The organism is Pseudomonas sp. NPDC088890 (assembly GCF_044900155.1).
GTDB classification, from domain to species: domain Bacteria; phylum Pseudomonadota; class Gammaproteobacteria; order Pseudomonadales; family Pseudomonadaceae; genus Aquipseudomonas; species Aquipseudomonas urmiensis.
On sequence record NZ_JBJDNG010000006.1, the window covers coordinates 151212 to 165455 of the forward strand.

The following is a 14244-nucleotide window of genomic DNA, read 5'->3' on the forward strand; positions in this document are numbered from 1 at the left end:
AGGTCGTGTTGATGCTGCAGTACGGGCAAAAAAGCTTTCTGATCGTCGACGACTTCACCGACTTTCGCACTTCTACCCGCTCCATGCTCCGTGAGCTGGGCGTGCGTGACGTGGACACCGCCGACAGTGGCGAGCAGGCGCTGCGCATGTGTGCGCAGAAGCGCTACGACTTCGTGCTTCAGGATTTTCATCTGGGGGATGGCAAGAAGAACGGCCAGCAGGTGCTCGAAGACCTGATCCTCGACAAGCTGATCAGCCATGAATGTGTGTTCATCATGGTCACCGCCGAGAGCAGCCAGGCCATCGTCCTCAGTGCCCTTGAGCATGAGCCCGATGCCTACCTGACCAAGCCATTCAACCGCGTCGGCCTGGCCCAGCGCTTGGAAAAGCTGGTGCAGCGCAAGACCTTGCTCAAGCCCATCCTGCAGGCGCTCGACCGCGCCCGACCGGCCGAGGTATTGGCGGCCTGCGCCGCGCTGTGCAAGCAAGATCCGCGATTTGCACCGCTGTGCTTACGCTACCGGGCCGATGCCCTGCGCGATCTGGGGCGTTTTGACGAACTGGAAAAATTCCTCAAGTCGATCCTCGCCAGCCGCCCTCAGCCATGGGTCTATTCGATGCTCGGCAGCGTGCTGCACAAGCGCGGCCAGCATGCCCAGGCGCAAGGGGTCTATGAGCAGGCGCTCAAGGCCTTCCCGATCATGCCCAGCCTCTACGATGGCATGGCCGAGGTGCTGGTGGCCCAGGGCGAAACCAAGCGCGCCCAGCACATGCTCGAAGAGGCCGTGCGCCTTTCGCCCCTGGCTGTGCGCCGACAGGCCGCACTGGGCAAGCTGGCGCTGGATAACGAAGATTTCGAAAGTGCCTCCAAGGCCTACCGGCATGCTGTCAACCAGGGGCAGAGCTCGCGCTACAAAGACGCCGAAACCAACCTTGGCCTGGCCCAGGCCTTGATGAGCAAGAACGCAGGCTTTGGCCTGGATGCGCGCACCCGGGTCGAGATCAACACGGTGCTGAGCGAAGTGGCCAAGGAAAATGGCGACGACCAAGGGCTGCAGGTACGGGCCCGGCTGATGAAAGCGGCCAGTCTGCAACAGGCCGGTGATGCCGAAACTGCGGCGAAACTTACCGAGCAGGCCATGCAACGCCTGGACAAGATGGATCAGTTCTTCTCGGTGGAAGCGGCGCTAACGGTGGCCAAGCAACTGCAACAGCTCGGCCAGGAGTCGGCGGGCAGCGGCATTCTCAAGGGCTGCGTGGAAACCTACGGCGACGACCCCAAGGTCATGCAGAGCGTTGCCAAGCTCACCGATGACCCCACCGTGCTCGGCGCGGTCACCGAAGCGGTCGACCTCAACCGTCAGGGCGTGCGCAGCTACCAGGGCGGCCAGCTCAACGAGGCGCTGGAGATGTTCCGCCGGGCCCTGTCGCTGCAGCCGAAGAACATCAGCATTGCCCTCAACACCGCCCAGGCGTTGTTGCGTATCGCCGGTGAAGGCCCCTCGCCAACGCTGATGCAGGAATGCCGCGACTGCCTGCAACGGGTGGCTGGCATTCCCGCCAGTGACAGCCGTTATGATCGTTACCGCAAATTGCATATCCGGGTCTTTGGCGCATGAACCAGGACAATCATGGGCTGGATTTTTCCACGGTGATCGCCTCCACCGTGCATGACATGAAGAACTCGCTGTCGGCCCTGATCCAGGCCCATTCGCAATGGCTGGCGCGTCTGCCCGAGGCGCAGCGCGAGGGCAGTGAGCAGGGGGTGATAGAACATGAGTTGCGTCACCTCAACGGCATGCTGGTGCAAATGCTTGGGCTGTACAAACTGGGCGTCAACCAGTTGCCGATCTGCCCGGACTACCACGAGCTGGAAGACTTCATCGAAGCCCAGCTCGCCGCTCAGCAAGAGGTGCTCAAGCAGCGCGACATCCTCGCCACCTGGCGCATCGAAACCGACAACCCGCTGGGGTTCTTCGACCGCGAGCTGGTCGCCTCGGTGGTGGGCAATGTGCTGACCAACGCCATCCGCTATGCCGGCCACGCCTTGCTGATCAGCATCGAGGAGCAGGGCGAGCAGTTGATCATCAGTGTCAACGATGACGGGCCGGGTTATCCCGAGCGCATGCTCGAGCGCCAACAGGACTACGTACAAGGGATTGATTCGAGCACGGGCAGCACCGGCTTGGGCTTGTACTTCGCTGCGCGGATCGCGGCGTTGCATGAGCGCGATGGGCTCAGTGGGCGGATCGAGATTGCCAATGGCGGGGCGTTGGGCGGTGGGTTGTTCCGCTTGTACCTGCCTTGAATCTGACAGCGCTTCTCAGCGTTTTGTAGGATCGGTCTGGTTCAAGCTTTTTGGGCTTCAAAGAAAGCCTTGCGAATGACAATGTAGATACGGTGTTTCTACAAACAGCTTGCAATCATTCGGAGGGTTTCTACTATGTATCTACCTTTGGAGATACTTATGGAAGTCAAGATACTGCAGTGGGGTAACAGTGCTGCCATCCGCTTGCCAGCGGCTGTGCTAAAGCAGATGCGCTTGGGTATCGGCTCCAAGATGAGCCTCGATACCGCGGGCGAGTCGATGATACTCAAACCTGTCAGGTCCAAACCCAGATACAAGCTTGAAGAGTTGATGGCCCAATGTGACCTTGAGGCACCCGAGACCGAGGAGTTGGCGGCATGGAATGCCATGCGGCCAGTGGGGAAAGAAGTGTGAGGCGAGGTAAGTTCGCCAGAGGCGATATCGTGCGGATCAACCTCGACCCTACCGTTGGCCGTGAGCAGCAGGGCGCAGCCCGGCCGGCCCTGATCCTGACGCCTGGGGCGTTCAATACTTCAGGCCTGGCGGTGATTGTTCCGATCACTCAAGGCGGCCAATACGCACGACACGCTGGATTTGCCGTCACGCTCAGTGGCGCAGGAACACAGACACAGGGTGTGGTCCTATGTAACCAGCTGCGTGTCGTGGACCTTGAAGCCAGAAGTGCAAAGCGGATAGAAACCGTGCCCGAGGCGATAATCGAAGAGGCCTTGGCGCGAGTGCAAACGCTGTTCGATTACTCTTGAATGAAGGCAATTTGGTAGACCTAGATGAATGACGCCCCCACCGCCCTCATCCGCGAAACCTTCCCCGTCGGCCCCTTGCAATGTAACTGCACCCTGATCGGCGACCCAGTTAGCAAGAAGGCCATCGTCGTCGACCCGGGCGGTGACCCGGAAAAAATTCTCGCACGCCTGCAAGCCCATGGCCTGACCTTGGTGAGCATCATCCACACCCATGCCCACTTCGATCACTTCCTGGCGTCCGGCAAGCTCAAGGAGCTGACCGGCGCGACCTTGCACCTGCACAAGGACGACCAGCCACTGTGGGACAACCTGCCCATGCAGTGCCAGATGTTCGGCGTGCCGTATACCCCAGTACCGCCGCCCGATCACTGGTTGGCCGATGACCAAGAGCTGGCCTGCGGCTGCGGCGTAGCCCTGCACACCCCAGGCCACACGCCCGGCTCGATGAGTTTCTGGTTCGCCGATGCCAAGCTGCTGATCGCCGGCGACACCCTGTTCCGCCGGGGTATCGGTCGCACCGATTTGTGGGGCGGCGATCAGCGGGCTATCGTTCGTTCGATCAAGGATCGCTTGTACCGCCTGGATGAAGAGGCTGTGGTGGTGACCGGGCATGGCCCTGACACCCGCCTCGGCGATGAGATGCGCGAGAACCCGTTTGTGCGCGCTTGAAATTTCATGGAATTTTTCCGCTTCGCTGTAATCCAAGGCTGGCATAGATCCATTCAAGATCACTGCACACTTGAATTTCAGTAGGAGCTTTCCATGTTCACCATGCGTCGTCTGATTATCGTCGCTACCGCCGCTGCCCTGATGTCGGGCTGCGTAAGCCAGAACCCTTACGACAACCAGGGTCAGGCGCAGGGCTCCTCGGGCATGAGCAAGACCGCCAAGTACGGCGGCCTGGGCGCACTGGCCGGCGCCGTGGCCGGCGCCGCAATCGACCACAACAACCGTGGCAAGGGCGCACTGATCGGCGCTGCTGCGGTTGGCGCTGCCGCCGCGGGCTATGGCTACTACGCCGATAAACAGGAAGCCGCGCTGCGTGCGAGCATGGCCAATACCGGCGTCGAAGTGCAGCGTCAGGGTGACCAGATCAAGCTGATCATGCCAGGCAACATCACCTTCGCCACCGACTCGGCGAACATCTCGCCAAGCTTCTACTCGCCGCTGAACAACCTGGCCGGCTCGTTCAAGCAATTCAACCAGAACACGATTGAGGTTGTCGGCTTCACCGACAGCACCGGCAGCCGCCAGCACAACATGGACCTGTCCCAGCGTCGCGCCCAGGCGGTCAGCACCTACCTGACGTCCCAAGGTGTCGATCCATCGCGGGTTTCGGTGCGTGGCCTGGGTCCAGACCAGCCAATTGCCAGCAACGCCGATGCCAATGGTCGTGCGCAGAATCGCCGGGTTGAAGTCAACCTCAAGCCGATTCCTGGCCAGCAATACGAGCAGCAAGGCCAGGTACAACAGTACCCGTAAGCTGTACGCGATGAAGAGAAGGGCAAGCCAGTCGGCTTGCCCTTTTTCGTTTCAGGGCGTTCTGCTGGCCTGGATGGCGGTGAGCGCGATGGTGTGGACGATATCGTCGACCTGCGCCCCGCGCGGCAAGTCGTTGACCGGCTTGCGCAGGCCTTGCAGCATCGGCCCCAGGCTGACCCCGTCAGTACTGCGCTGCACCGCTTTGTGGGTGGTGTTGCCGGTGTTCAAGTCCGGGAACACGAACACCGTGGCGCGCCCGGCTACTGGGCTATGTGGCGCCAGTTGGCGGGCGATCTCGGGGTTGGCGGCGGCGTCGTACTGCAACGGGCCGTCGATCAGCAGGTCATGCTCTGCCTGCTGCGCCAGGCGAGTGGCCTCGCGCACTTTCTCCACCTCCTCGTCACTGGCCGAATCGCTGGAGTAGCTGATCATCGCCACCCGTGGCGCAATGCCAAAGGCCTCGGCCGACTCGGCGCTCTGCCGGGCGATCTCGGCCAGCTCCGCGGCACTGGGGTGCGGGTTCATCACGCAGTCGCCGTACACCAGCACCTGCTCGGGGAACAGCATGAAGAACACCGACGACACCAGGCTGCTGCCTGGCGCGGTCTTGATCAGCTGCAAGGCTGGGCGAATGGTATTGGCCGTGGAATGGACCAGGCCCGACACCAGGCCATCGACCTCATCCAGGGCCAGCATCATGGTGCCGATCACCACCGGGTCTTCGAGCTGCTGCTCGGCCATCGGCGCGTTAAGGTTCTTGCTCTTGCGCAGGTCTACCATCGGTTCGACATAACGTCCACGAATCAGGTCGGGGTCGAGCACTTCCAGGTCAGGCGGCAGGGTAATGCCCTGGGCACGGGCCACCGCTTCGACTTCCTCAGGCTTGGCCAGCAGCACGCAGCGGGCAATGCCTCGCGCTTGGCAGATGGCCGCGGCCTGTACCAGCAGCGGTTCGGCACCCTCGGGCAGGACGATGCGTTTGTTGGCTTGCTGGGCCCGCTCGATCAACTGATAGCGGAATACTGCCGGAGACAGACGCAGTTCGCGCGGCGTGCCGCAACGCTGATGCAGCCAGGCCGCATCCAACTGGCTGGCCACGAAGTCAGTGATGAATTCGGCGCGTTCGCGGTCATCTACCGGGATTTCCCGGTTCAGCGAATTGAGCTGGTTGGCAGTGTCATAGGAGCCGGTGCTCACCGACAAGATCGGCAAGCCTGCCTGCAACGCCCCGCGACACAAGCCGAGGATCCGTGGGTCTGGCTTGCTGTCGCTGGTCAGCAACAGGCCAGCCAGAGGCACACCATTGATCGCTGCCAGGCTCACGGCAAGGATGATGTCGTCGCGATCGCCAGGTGTCACCACCAAGGTGCCGGGCTTGAGCAGCGGCACAGTGTTGGCCACTGTGCGGGCGCAGATGATGATGGTGTTCATCCGCCGTTGTTCGTAATCGCCGGCATTGAGTACTTGTGCGCCGAGCAGCTCGGCCACATCACGGGTGCGTGGGGCGTTGAGCTCAGGCTGGTAGGGGATACAGCCCAGCAGGCGGAAGTCGTTACCGCGCAACAGCGGCGAGTGCTCGCGCAGGCGGCTGGCGAACTCGGCCATGCTTTCCTCGGTGCGCACCTTGTTGAGGATCACCCCCAGCACTTTGGGGTCGCGTGGCCCGCCGAACAGCTGGGCCTGCAATTCCACCCGGCCAGACAATTCGCTGAGCACCTCGTTTTCTGGCGCTGAGACCAGAATGACCTCGGCGTCCAGGCTCTTGGCCAGGTGCAAGTTGACCCGCGCCGCGTAGCTGGCGTGGCGAGTCGGCACCATGCCTTCTACCACCACCACATCGTTGCCGACGCAGGCCTGTTGATAGAGGCGGATGATTTCTTCGAGCAGCTCGTCCAGCTGGCCGTCGCCGAGCATGCGCTCGACATGCGCCAGGCTCAGCGGCGTCGGCGGCCTCAGGCCATGGGTGCGGGCGATCAGTTCGGTGGAGCGTTCCGGGCCGGTGTCACCGGGATGGGGCTGGGCGATCGGCTTGAAAAAACCAACCTTCAGCCCGCCGCGCTCCAGGGCGCGAACCAGGCCTAGGCTGATGGAGGTCAGGCCGACGCCAAAGTCGGTTGGCGCAATGAAAAATGTTTGCATGCGTGCTTCTCGAGATAAGCGGTGCAAGGGATCAATCGCCAAGGGTATCGCTATCGGCCCCTTGCGCGCACCAGCCACAATCGAATAGCTGGCCGATGCGCTGTTCGCGCAGCGCTGCATCGAGTACCCAGGGCCGGGCCTGCCACGGCGGTTGGTGGCGCAGGTGCTGGGTGTGGCCGCAGGACAGATCGACTACCCAGTGGCCTTCTTCGTCCTGATGAAAGCCTGTGACCCGACTGACGGGTCGCCCATCGTGGGCGGTGCGTTCGCAATCGGGCGATGCCTTGGTTACACTTGTCCGCTCTACATTCTTTTGCAAAAGGTCTCGCCCCCATGCCGATCGCCGCCAACAAGGCTGTCTCCATCGACTATACCCTGACCAACGACGCCGGGGAGGTCATTGACAGCTCCGCCGGCGGCGCGCCGCTGGTTTACCTGCACGGTGCTGGCAACATCATCCCAGGCCTGGAAAAAGCCCTGGAAGGCAAGAACGTCGGTGACGAACTGGAAGTTGCCGTCGAGCCAGAAGAGGCTTACGGCGAATACCTGGCCGAGCTGGTCAGCACCCTGAATCGCAGCATGTTCGAAGGCGTCGACGAGCTTGAAGTGGGCATGCAGTTCCACGCTTCTGCTCCGGACGGCCAGATGCAGATCGTCACCATCCGCGACCTGGACGGCGATGACGTCACTGTCGACGGCAACCACCCGCTGGCTGGCCAGCGCCTGAACTTCAAGGTCAAGGTTGTCGATGTGCGTGATGCCAGCGAAGAAGAAATCGCTCATCGCCACATCCACGGCGAAGGTGGCCATCACCACTGATTTTCTGCGCTAAGCTCAGAGAGTCGCCAGGCGCTCGGGCAAGCCGTACTTGCCCTCCATGGGAGGGTTGACGGTTTGCCCGCGCGCCTTTTTAGTGGGCGCAATTCGCCCCAGCGACAACCGGGAACCGAGAGGGGATTACATCATGAGTGCATTTCACGACCTGACGTTGAAGGCGTTGGACGGCAAGGACCTGCCCCTTGCACCGTTCAAGGGCCAGGTGGTGCTGGTGGTCAATGTCGCCTCCAAGTGTGGTCTGACGCCGCAGTACGCTTCGCTGGAGACGTTGCACCAGCAGTTCAAGGGCAAGGGCTTCAGTGTCTTGGGCCTGCCCTGTAACCAGTTCGCCGGCCAGGAGCCTGGCAGCGAGAAAGAGATTCAGGACTTCTGCAGCCTCAACTACGGCGTGAGCTTTCCTCTGAGTGGCAAGCTTGAGGTCAATGGCCCGCAGCGCCATTCGTTGTACCGCCTGCTGGCGGGCGAGGGGGCTGAGTACCCGGGGGATATCAGCTGGAATTTCGAGAAGTTCCTGGTGGGCAAGGACGGCCGCGTACTGGCCCGGTTTGCCCCGCGCACTGCACCGGATGATCCGACGGTGGTGCAGGCGATCGAAAAAGCCTTGGGCTAATCGCCCTGGGGGCACCATCAGAGTGACTACTGGCTACAACAGCCATCACAGACACTTCGATAGCCCCCGATCACTCTAATCAATAGTGCTGTGCCGGCCATCTGGCGCCCCCTAAGCTCAGGTGAATTTCTCACCTACTGGGAGCGCCCGATGTCCACCAACCCGCTGTTCCAACCCTTTACCCTGGGCGCCCTCGAGCTGCCGAGCCGGGTGGTCATGGCCCCTATGACCCGCACCTTCAGCCCCGGCGGTGTGCCGCATGACGGCGTGGTCGAGTACTACCGTCGCCGCGCCGCTGCCGGGGTTGGCCTGATCATCACCGAAGGCACCACGGTCGATCACAAGGCGGCCAACGGTTACCCCAACGTGCCGCGCTTTCATGGTGAGGATGCCCTGGCCGGCTGGAAGCGGGTGGTCGACGCCGTCCACGCTGAAGGCGGGCGCATCGTGCCGCAGCTATGGCACGTGGGCAGCGTGCGCCGCCTGGGCACTGAGCCAGATGCAGCGGTGCCAGGCTATGGGCCCAGCGGCAAGCGCAAGGACGACAAGGTCCTGGTCCATGAGATGAGTCACGCCGATATCCAGGAGGTGATCGCTGCGTTCGCCCAGGCTGCGCGGGATGCCCAGGCCATCGGCATGGATGGGGTCGAGATCCATGGCGCCCACGGCTACCTGATCGACCAGTTCTTCTGGCAAGCCAGCAACCAGCGTGATGATGAATATGGCGGTGATCTGGCCGCGCGTTCGCGCTTTGCCATTGAACTGATCCAGGCCGTGCGCGCGGCGGTAGGGCCGCACTTCCCGCTCATCCTGCGTTTCTCCCAGTGGAAGCAGCAGGACTACAGCGCCCGCCTGGTAGAAACGCCTGAGGCCCTGGCCGCCTTCCTCAAGCCCCTGGCCGACGCCGGTGTGGATATCTTCCATTGCTCGACCCGCCGCTTCTGGGAGCCTGAATTCCCAGGCTCGGCGCTGAACCTGGCCGGCTGGACCCGCAAGCTCACCGGCAAGCCCACCATCACCGTTGGCAGTGTTGGCCTGGATGGCGAGTTCCTGCAGTTCATGGTCGACACCGACAAGGTGGCCAAGCCCGCCAGCCTGGAAGGGCTACTGCGCCGCTTGGATGATCAGGAGTTCGACCTGGTGGCGGTAGGGCGCGCGCTGTTGGTCGACCCGCAGTGGGCACAGAAAGTCCGCGAGGGGCGTGAACAGGAGGTGCTGCCGTTCAGCCGCGAGGCGCTGTCGAGCCTGGTTTGATGGCCATGGCAGAGGCAGTGCCGATGTTGGCAGGGAGAGTGGGCTGACGAGAGGCGCTACTCAGATACCCCTCGAACTGCTCGACAATCGCCGGCCAGCCCTGGCGGCTAGCGTGCTGGCGGGCATTGAGGCGGACCCGGCGCAGGGTCTCGTTTTCTTCCAGCAGCCAGCAAGCGGCATCGATGAACGCTGCCTGGTCACCCGGCATGGCCAGCGCACCGCTATGGCCGTGGCGGATGTGCTGGGCGGCAGCGGCTTCGTCGTAGGCGACCACGGCCAAGCCTGAGGCCAGCGCTTCGAGGACCACATTGCCGAAAGTCTCGGTGAGGCTCGGGAATAGAAACAAGTCGCCGCTGGCATAGTGCTCGGCCAGCACCTCACCCCGTTGAGCCCCGCAAAACACCGCATCGGGCAACTGCTGCTCCAGGCTGGCGCGTTGTGGGCCGTCGCCAACCATGATCAAACGCAGGCGCCGCTGTGGATAAGTGCGCTGTAGCGCCTCCATGCACGGGCGCAACAGGGAGAGGTTTTTCTCTGCCGCCAGCCGCCCGACATGCAGCACGGCGACGTCGTCCGGCGCCAACCCCCACTGCTCGCGCAGCGCCTGACTGCGCCGGGCCGGATTGAACAGGCAGGCATCGACGCCGCGCGCCATTAGCGCCAGGCCCACGAACCCCCGCCGCTCCAGCTCCAGGCGCTGGCTGATGCTCGGCACCAGCGTGGTTGCCGTGCGCCGGTGGAACCAGCGCAGGTAGTGGGTCAGCAGCCGTGCCAGCAGACCCAACCCGTATTGCCCGGCATATTGCGCAAAGTTGGTGTGAAAGCCGCTGACCACGGCGATCCCCAGGCGCCGCGCGGCACGCAGGGCGCTTAGCCCGAGCGGCCCTTCGGTGGCGATGTACAACACGTCCGGCCGCTGCCGGCGCCAACGCCGCCACAGCTTGTGCACCGATACTCCGCCCCACTGCAGTCCCGGATAACCCGGCAGCGGCCAGCCCTTGCACAGCAGCAGGTTGTCGTCGTCCTGTGCAGCGGGGTCACCGGCCTGGCGTGGGCGGATGATCTCGACCTGATGCCCGCGTTGGCGCAGGCCGTCGCTCAGCCGGCCAAGGGTGTTGGCCACGCCGTTGATCTCGGGTGGAAAGGTTTCGCTGACCAGGGTGATGCGCAGGCTCGGTGTATTCATGACAAAAAGTTTCCGCGCGCGCCGTTGCGGTTAAGTGACGGCGTTGTGACGGGCAGATGACGGCTGATTTCCGGCTGTTTCGCTTGTATGAATATTTCCTTGCAGGGCACTCAAGAAGGTAGCCGATCCAGCCGATGCAGATGCATTCGAATGGCCGTTTGCGCTCCAGGAGTGCGGTAATGTTCAACAACAAACTCAAGCAAGAAATCCAGCAGTTGCGTGAAGAGCTGCTGTCCATGGAGCAGGTCAAAAGCAGCCTCGACAGCGAGATGCTGGTGCTTCAGCTCGACCCCCAGGGGCGCATTGAAACGGTCAACAGCAACTTTGAGCAGGAAATGCTCTATCGCGCCGAGCAACTGATCGGGCGCAACATCGAAGAAATCGTGCCGGCCCATGTGAAAAAGCTCGATTTCTACCAGCGCATGAGCAGTGCCATCACTCGTGGCGAGCATCTCAATGGTGCCTTCCGTCTGCTGCGCGGCAATGGCGAGGAGGCCTGGTTGCGCTCGATCTTGCAGCCGGTCAAAGGCAGCGACGGCCGGATCAAGTATTTCAGCCTGCACTCCAGCGACCTGACTCGTACCATCGAAACTTCCCGCGAACACGAAAGTTTGATCAAGGCGTTGATGCGCTCCACAGCGGTGATCGAGTTCAACCTCGACGGCCAGGTGCTGACCGCCAATGACCGCTTTCTACAGACCATGGGTTATCGCCTGGAGCAGGTGCGCGGCAAACACCACCGGCTGTTTTGCGAGCCGGAAGAAGCCAACTCGGCCGATTACCAGGCGTTCTGGGACAAGCTGCGCCGTGGCGAGTTCGTGGCTGACCGGTTCAAGCGTATCGATGCCCATGGCCGGGTGGTTTGGCTCGAAGCGTCCTATAACCCGATCATCGATGCCCACGACGTGCTGTACAAGGTGGTTAAGTTCGCCACGGTCATCACCGATCAGGTCAATCAGGAATTGGCGGTAGCGCAGGCCGCAGACATTGCCTACACCACCTCCGTGGGCACCGACGCCAGTGCGCGTAAGGCGACCGATGTGGTCACGCAGACGGTCAGCGTGATGCGCGGTCTGGAAGCCTCGATGCAGGAGGCCGCCGAGGGCATCCAGGCGCTGGACACCCAGTCACGGGTGATCGGTTCGATCATCAAGACCATCAGCGACATCGCCGGGCAGACCAACCTGCTGGCGCTTAACGCCGCCATCGAGGCCGCGCGTGCCGGCGAGCAGGGCAGGGGGTTTGCGGTGGTTGCCGACGAAGTACGGCAACTGGCCTCGCGTACCAGCACCGCTACCGAGGAGATCGCCCGGGTGGTGCAGCAGAACGAGCAGTTGGCCCAGGCCGCGGTGGATATCATCGACACCAGCAAGCGCCAGGCCGAGCAAGGCCTGAGCTTGGCCGGTGAGACCGGCGATGTGATCGTCGAGATTCAGGATGGGGCGAAGAAGGTAGTGGAAGTGGTAGGCCAGTTCTCCAGCCAGCTGAGCCACTGATCCTGGTGCCGAGGGGCTGCGCAAGGCAGCCCCATGCTTTTCAGCTACGCTCGCGCACCCAGAACAGGGTGGCCCCGGCCACCGCCGCCGGCATCATCACGATGTTGACGAACGGAATCAGCAACGCCAGGTAGGTAATCCCACCAAAGCCCATGCTCTGCCAGCGCTTTTGGCGCAGCCAGGCGAGCATGTCCTGCCAGCTCATCTTGTTGTTGTCGGCCGGGTAGTCGATGTACTGGATGGCCATCATCCACACGCCGAAGATCAGCCACAGCGGCGCGGCAATCACGTTCACCACCGGGATGAACGAGAGGATGAACAAGCCGAGCGCACGAGGTAGGAAATAACCCAGCTTGCGCATTTCCCGACCGAAGGTACGCGGCACCATGGCCATCAGCTCACCCCAGCTGAAGGCTGGGAAGGTGTCCTCACCACGCACCACCACCTCGACCTTCTCAGCGAGGAAACCGTTGAACGGCGCAGCGATGATGTTAGCCACCAAGGTGAAGGTGAAGAAAATCATCAACACCAGCAAGGCGACGAACAGCGGCCAGAGGATGTAGGTGAGAAAGCTCAGCCAGTCCGGCAAGGTCGGCATCAGCGTATCGACCCACAGGCTGAATTGATGTCCGGCGAAGTACACCAAGGCGCCGAACAGCAACAGGTTGATTGCCAGCGGCAGCAGCACGAACAGCCGAAGGTTAGGGCTCAGGACCAGTTTCAGGCCTTCGCGCAGGTACTGGGGGCCGGAAAGGACGGGGGCTTGCATCGAGACGCTCCGCAAAAGAGAAAACGCGCTGACCTTACCGAGTTTGCCGCCCCGACGAAAGGCGGGCAGGTGCCGAGAAACGGGCTGTAACAAAAGCAGGTGGATAATTTCTATCGGTTTTTCGCTTGGATAGAGCCTCTCTATAAGGTGGATTGTCGGAGGATATTTCCTTAATCTCTGCGACCTCGCTACAGTGCGCTCAACTTTCGGTTTTCGGACCTGCGCGTTGTAGCCTTCCCCAAGTGCTGCGTGGGTCCTTTTTATTCCAGCTGCCGCCGCCGGTACATCGATGCCGACCCCGTGCGGCCCGCTCGACAGGAGTTCGACATGTCTGAAGTACGTCATTCGCGCGTGATCATCCTCGGTTCCGGCCCTGCCGGTTACAGCGCCGCGGTGTATGCCGCACGCGCCAACCTCAAGCCGCTGCTGATCACTGGCATGCAGGCTGGCGGTCAGCTGACCACCACCACTGAAGTCGACAACTGGCCGGGCGACCCCCATGGCCTGACCGGCCCAGCCCTGATGCAGCGCATGCAGGAGCACGCCGAGCGTTTCGAGACCGAGATCGTGTTCGATCACATCAACGCCGTAGACCTCGCCAACAAGCCGTTCACCCTGCAAGGCGACAGCGGCACCTACACCTGTGACGCACTGATCGTCGCCACCGGTGCCAGCGCTCGCTACCTGGGCCTGCCGTCGGAAGAGACCTTCATGGGCAAGGGCGTTTCGGCCTGCGCTACCTGCGATGGCTTCTTCTATCGCAACAAGCCGGTCGCTGTGGTGGGTGGTGGTAACACCGCTGTCGAAGAAGCCCTGTACCTGGCCAACATCGCCAGCAAGGTCACTCTGGTGCACCGCCGCGAAACCTTCCGCGCCGAGAAGATCCTGGTCGACAAGCTCAACGCCCGTGTAGCCGAAGGCAAGATTGAGCTCAAGCTCAACGCCACCCTGGACGAAGTACTGGGCGACAACATGGGCGTTACCGGTGCGCGTCTGAAGAACAACGACGGCAGCAGCGACGAGATCAAGGTTGACGGCGTGTTCATCGCTATCGGCCACACCCCGAACACTTCGCTGTTCGAAGGCCAGCTGACCCTCAAGGACGGCTACCTGGTGGTCAATGGCGGCCGTGAAGGTAACGCTACCGCGACCAACGTTGAAGGTGTGTTCGCCGCGGGCGACGTGGCTGACCACGTTTATCGCCAGGCGATTACCTCGGCCGGCGCTGGCTGCATGGCGGCACTGGATGTCGAGCGTTACTTGGACGGGCTGGCTAACGCTTCGTTCTAAGGCATCTGATGCACAACGCTGGGCTGGTCAGCCAAAGCAATTGGCGGCCGGCCTGGCGCTATCGCGGGGCAAGCCCGCTCCCACGTGGTCATGTATACGCGTGGGAGCG

The 14244-nt window shown here is 62.2% G+C and carries 14 protein-coding genes and 2 pseudogenes; 12 read left to right on the plus strand and 4 right to left on the minus strand.

Going from position 1 to position 14244, the window contains the following annotated elements:
* The first annotated feature begins 11 nt into the window (after positions 1–11).
* The 6 genes from ACI2JX_RS14835 to ACI2JX_RS14860 all read left to right on the plus strand — a co-directional run bounded on the left by ACI2JX_RS14835 (position 12) and on the right by ACI2JX_RS14860 (position 4554).
* Positions 12–1619: a tetratricopeptide repeat-containing response regulator gene (locus ACI2JX_RS14835; RefSeq protein WP_264234896.1), complete on the plus strand. Its 1608-nt coding sequence runs from the start codon at positions 12–14 to the stop codon at positions 1617–1619.
* Complete coding sequence (locus ACI2JX_RS14840; protein ID WP_404690367.1) at positions 1616–2308, plus strand: sensor histidine kinase; 693 nt, start codon at positions 1616–1618, stop codon at positions 2306–2308. Before ACI2JX_RS14835 ends, ACI2JX_RS14840 begins: the two co-directional genes overlap by 4 nt.
* A gap of 135 nt (positions 2309–2443) precedes the next feature.
* On the plus strand, positions 2444–2722 hold the full coding sequence (locus ACI2JX_RS14845) for an AbrB/MazE/SpoVT family DNA-binding domain-containing protein (RefSeq protein WP_404690368.1): 279 nt from the start codon (positions 2444–2446) through the stop codon (positions 2720–2722).
* Positions 2719–3072 carry a type II toxin-antitoxin system ChpB family toxin gene (locus ACI2JX_RS14850; RefSeq protein WP_367616057.1) on the plus strand — a complete coding sequence of 118 codons (354 nt, stop codon included), beginning with the start codon at positions 2719–2721 and terminating at the stop codon, positions 3070–3072. Before ACI2JX_RS14845 ends, ACI2JX_RS14850 begins: the two co-directional genes overlap by 4 nt.
* Before the next feature lie 24 nt (positions 3073–3096).
* Positions 3097–3741, plus strand: a complete 645-nt coding sequence (locus tag ACI2JX_RS14855) for an MBL fold metallo-hydrolase (RefSeq protein WP_368971832.1) — start codon at positions 3097–3099, stop codon at positions 3739–3741.
* 93 nt (positions 3742–3834) lie between these two features.
* Positions 3835–4554, plus strand: a complete 720-nt coding sequence (locus tag ACI2JX_RS14860; RefSeq protein WP_186554157.1) for an OmpA family protein — start codon at positions 3835–3837, stop codon at positions 4552–4554.
* A 51-nt stretch (positions 4555–4605) separates the two neighbouring features.
* Here the strand turns inward: ACI2JX_RS14860 and pta are convergent, their stop codons facing one another.
* Both pta and ACI2JX_RS14870 read right to left on the minus strand, forming a co-directional pair.
* Positions 4606–6693 (minus strand): phosphate acetyltransferase, encoded by a 2088-nt coding sequence (gene pta, locus ACI2JX_RS14865; RefSeq protein WP_312151650.1) that lies wholly within the window; start codon positions 6691–6693, stop codon positions 4606–4608.
* Between the two features lie 31 nt (positions 6694–6724).
* Positions 6725–7012, minus strand: a complete 288-nt coding sequence (locus ACI2JX_RS14870; protein ID WP_186554155.1) for a DUF3565 domain-containing protein — start codon at positions 7010–7012, stop codon at positions 6725–6727.
* Between the two features lie 14 nt (positions 7013–7026).
* Here ACI2JX_RS14870 and ACI2JX_RS14875 point away from each other — a divergent pair, with 14 nt between their 5' ends.
* From ACI2JX_RS14875 to ACI2JX_RS14885, 3 genes are all read left to right on the plus strand, one after another.
* A complete protein-coding gene (locus ACI2JX_RS14875) occupies positions 7027–7512 on the plus strand; it encodes a peptidylprolyl isomerase (protein WP_186554154.1) in 486 nt (161 codons plus the stop codon).
* Between the two features lie 145 nt (positions 7513–7657).
* Positions 7658–8140, plus strand: a complete 483-nt coding sequence (locus tag ACI2JX_RS14880) for a glutathione peroxidase (RefSeq protein WP_264234756.1) — start codon at positions 7658–7660, stop codon at positions 8138–8140.
* A 150-nt stretch (positions 8141–8290) separates the two neighbouring features.
* Positions 8291–9394, plus strand: coding sequence for an NADH:flavin oxidoreductase (locus tag ACI2JX_RS14885; RefSeq protein WP_404690369.1), 1104 nt, complete (start codon positions 8291–8293; stop codon positions 9392–9394).
* Here ACI2JX_RS14885 and ACI2JX_RS14890 read toward each other — a convergent pair.
* Positions 9363–10580: a glycosyltransferase family 1 protein gene (locus tag ACI2JX_RS14890; protein WP_264234758.1), complete on the minus strand. Its 1218-nt coding sequence runs from the start codon at positions 10578–10580 to the stop codon at positions 9363–9365. The genes ACI2JX_RS14885 and ACI2JX_RS14890 overlap by 32 nt on opposite strands.
* Positions 10581–10849: 269 nt before the next feature.
* On the opposite strand from ACI2JX_RS14890, the pseudogene ACI2JX_RS14895 reads away from it, so the two are divergent.
* Positions 10850–11482, plus strand: a pseudogene (locus ACI2JX_RS14895) (PAS domain-containing protein); the annotation flags it as partial.
* Positions 11483–11659: 177 nt separating this feature from the next.
* A pseudogene (locus ACI2JX_RS14900) lies at positions 11660–12076 on the plus strand (methyl-accepting chemotaxis protein); the annotation flags it as partial.
* A 40-nt stretch (positions 12077–12116) separates the two neighbouring features.
* On the opposite strand, the gene cysZ reads toward ACI2JX_RS14900, so the two are convergent.
* Positions 12117–12845 (minus strand): sulfate transporter CysZ, encoded by a 729-nt coding sequence (gene cysZ / locus ACI2JX_RS14905; protein WP_186554149.1) that lies wholly within the window; start codon positions 12843–12845, stop codon positions 12117–12119.
* 327 nt (positions 12846–13172) lie between these two features.
* On the opposite strand from cysZ, the gene trxB reads away from it, so the two are divergent.
* Positions 13173–14135 carry a thioredoxin-disulfide reductase gene (gene trxB / locus ACI2JX_RS14910; protein WP_033701267.1) on the plus strand — a complete coding sequence of 321 codons (963 nt, stop codon included), beginning with the start codon at positions 13173–13175 and terminating at the stop codon, positions 14133–14135.
* Positions 14136–14244: the final 109 nt, after the last annotated feature.

What these genes read in the sequence shown, in the direction of transcription:
- ACI2JX_RS14880 (WP_264234756.1), top strand. Translation starts at nt 7,658, where the DNA reads ATGAGTGCATTTCACGACCTGACGTTGAAGGCGTTGGACGGCAAGGAC.
- ACI2JX_RS14845 (WP_404690368.1), top strand. Translation starts at nt 2,444, where the DNA reads ATGTATCTACCTTTGGAGATACTTATGGAAGTCAAGATACTGCAGTGG.
- pta (WP_312151650.1), bottom strand. Translation starts at nt 6,693, where the DNA reads ATGCAAACATTTTTCATTGCGCCAACCGACTTTGGCGTCGGCCTGACC.
- ACI2JX_RS14890 (WP_264234758.1), bottom strand. Translation starts at nt 10,580, where the DNA reads ATGAATACACCGAGCCTGCGCATCACCCTGGTCAGCGAAACCTTTCCA.
- ACI2JX_RS14860 (WP_186554157.1), top strand. Translation starts at nt 3,835, where the DNA reads ATGTTCACCATGCGTCGTCTGATTATCGTCGCTACCGCCGCTGCCCTG.
- cysZ (WP_186554149.1), bottom strand. Translation starts at nt 12,845, where the DNA reads ATGCAAGCCCCCGTCCTTTCCGGCCCCCAGTACCTGCGCGAAGGCCTG.
- ACI2JX_RS14885 (WP_404690369.1), top strand. Translation starts at nt 8,291, where the DNA reads ATGTCCACCAACCCGCTGTTCCAACCCTTTACCCTGGGCGCCCTCGAG.
- trxB (WP_033701267.1), top strand. Translation starts at nt 13,173, where the DNA reads ATGTCTGAAGTACGTCATTCGCGCGTGATCATCCTCGGTTCCGGCCCT.
- ACI2JX_RS14835 (WP_264234896.1), top strand. Translation starts at nt 12, where the DNA reads ATGCTGCAGTACGGGCAAAAAAGCTTTCTGATCGTCGACGACTTCACC.
- ACI2JX_RS14875 (WP_186554154.1), top strand. Translation starts at nt 7,027, where the DNA reads ATGCCGATCGCCGCCAACAAGGCTGTCTCCATCGACTATACCCTGACC.
- ACI2JX_RS14840 (WP_404690367.1), top strand. Translation starts at nt 1,616, where the DNA reads ATGAACCAGGACAATCATGGGCTGGATTTTTCCACGGTGATCGCCTCC.
- ACI2JX_RS14855 (WP_368971832.1), top strand. Translation starts at nt 3,097, where the DNA reads ATGAATGACGCCCCCACCGCCCTCATCCGCGAAACCTTCCCCGTCGGC.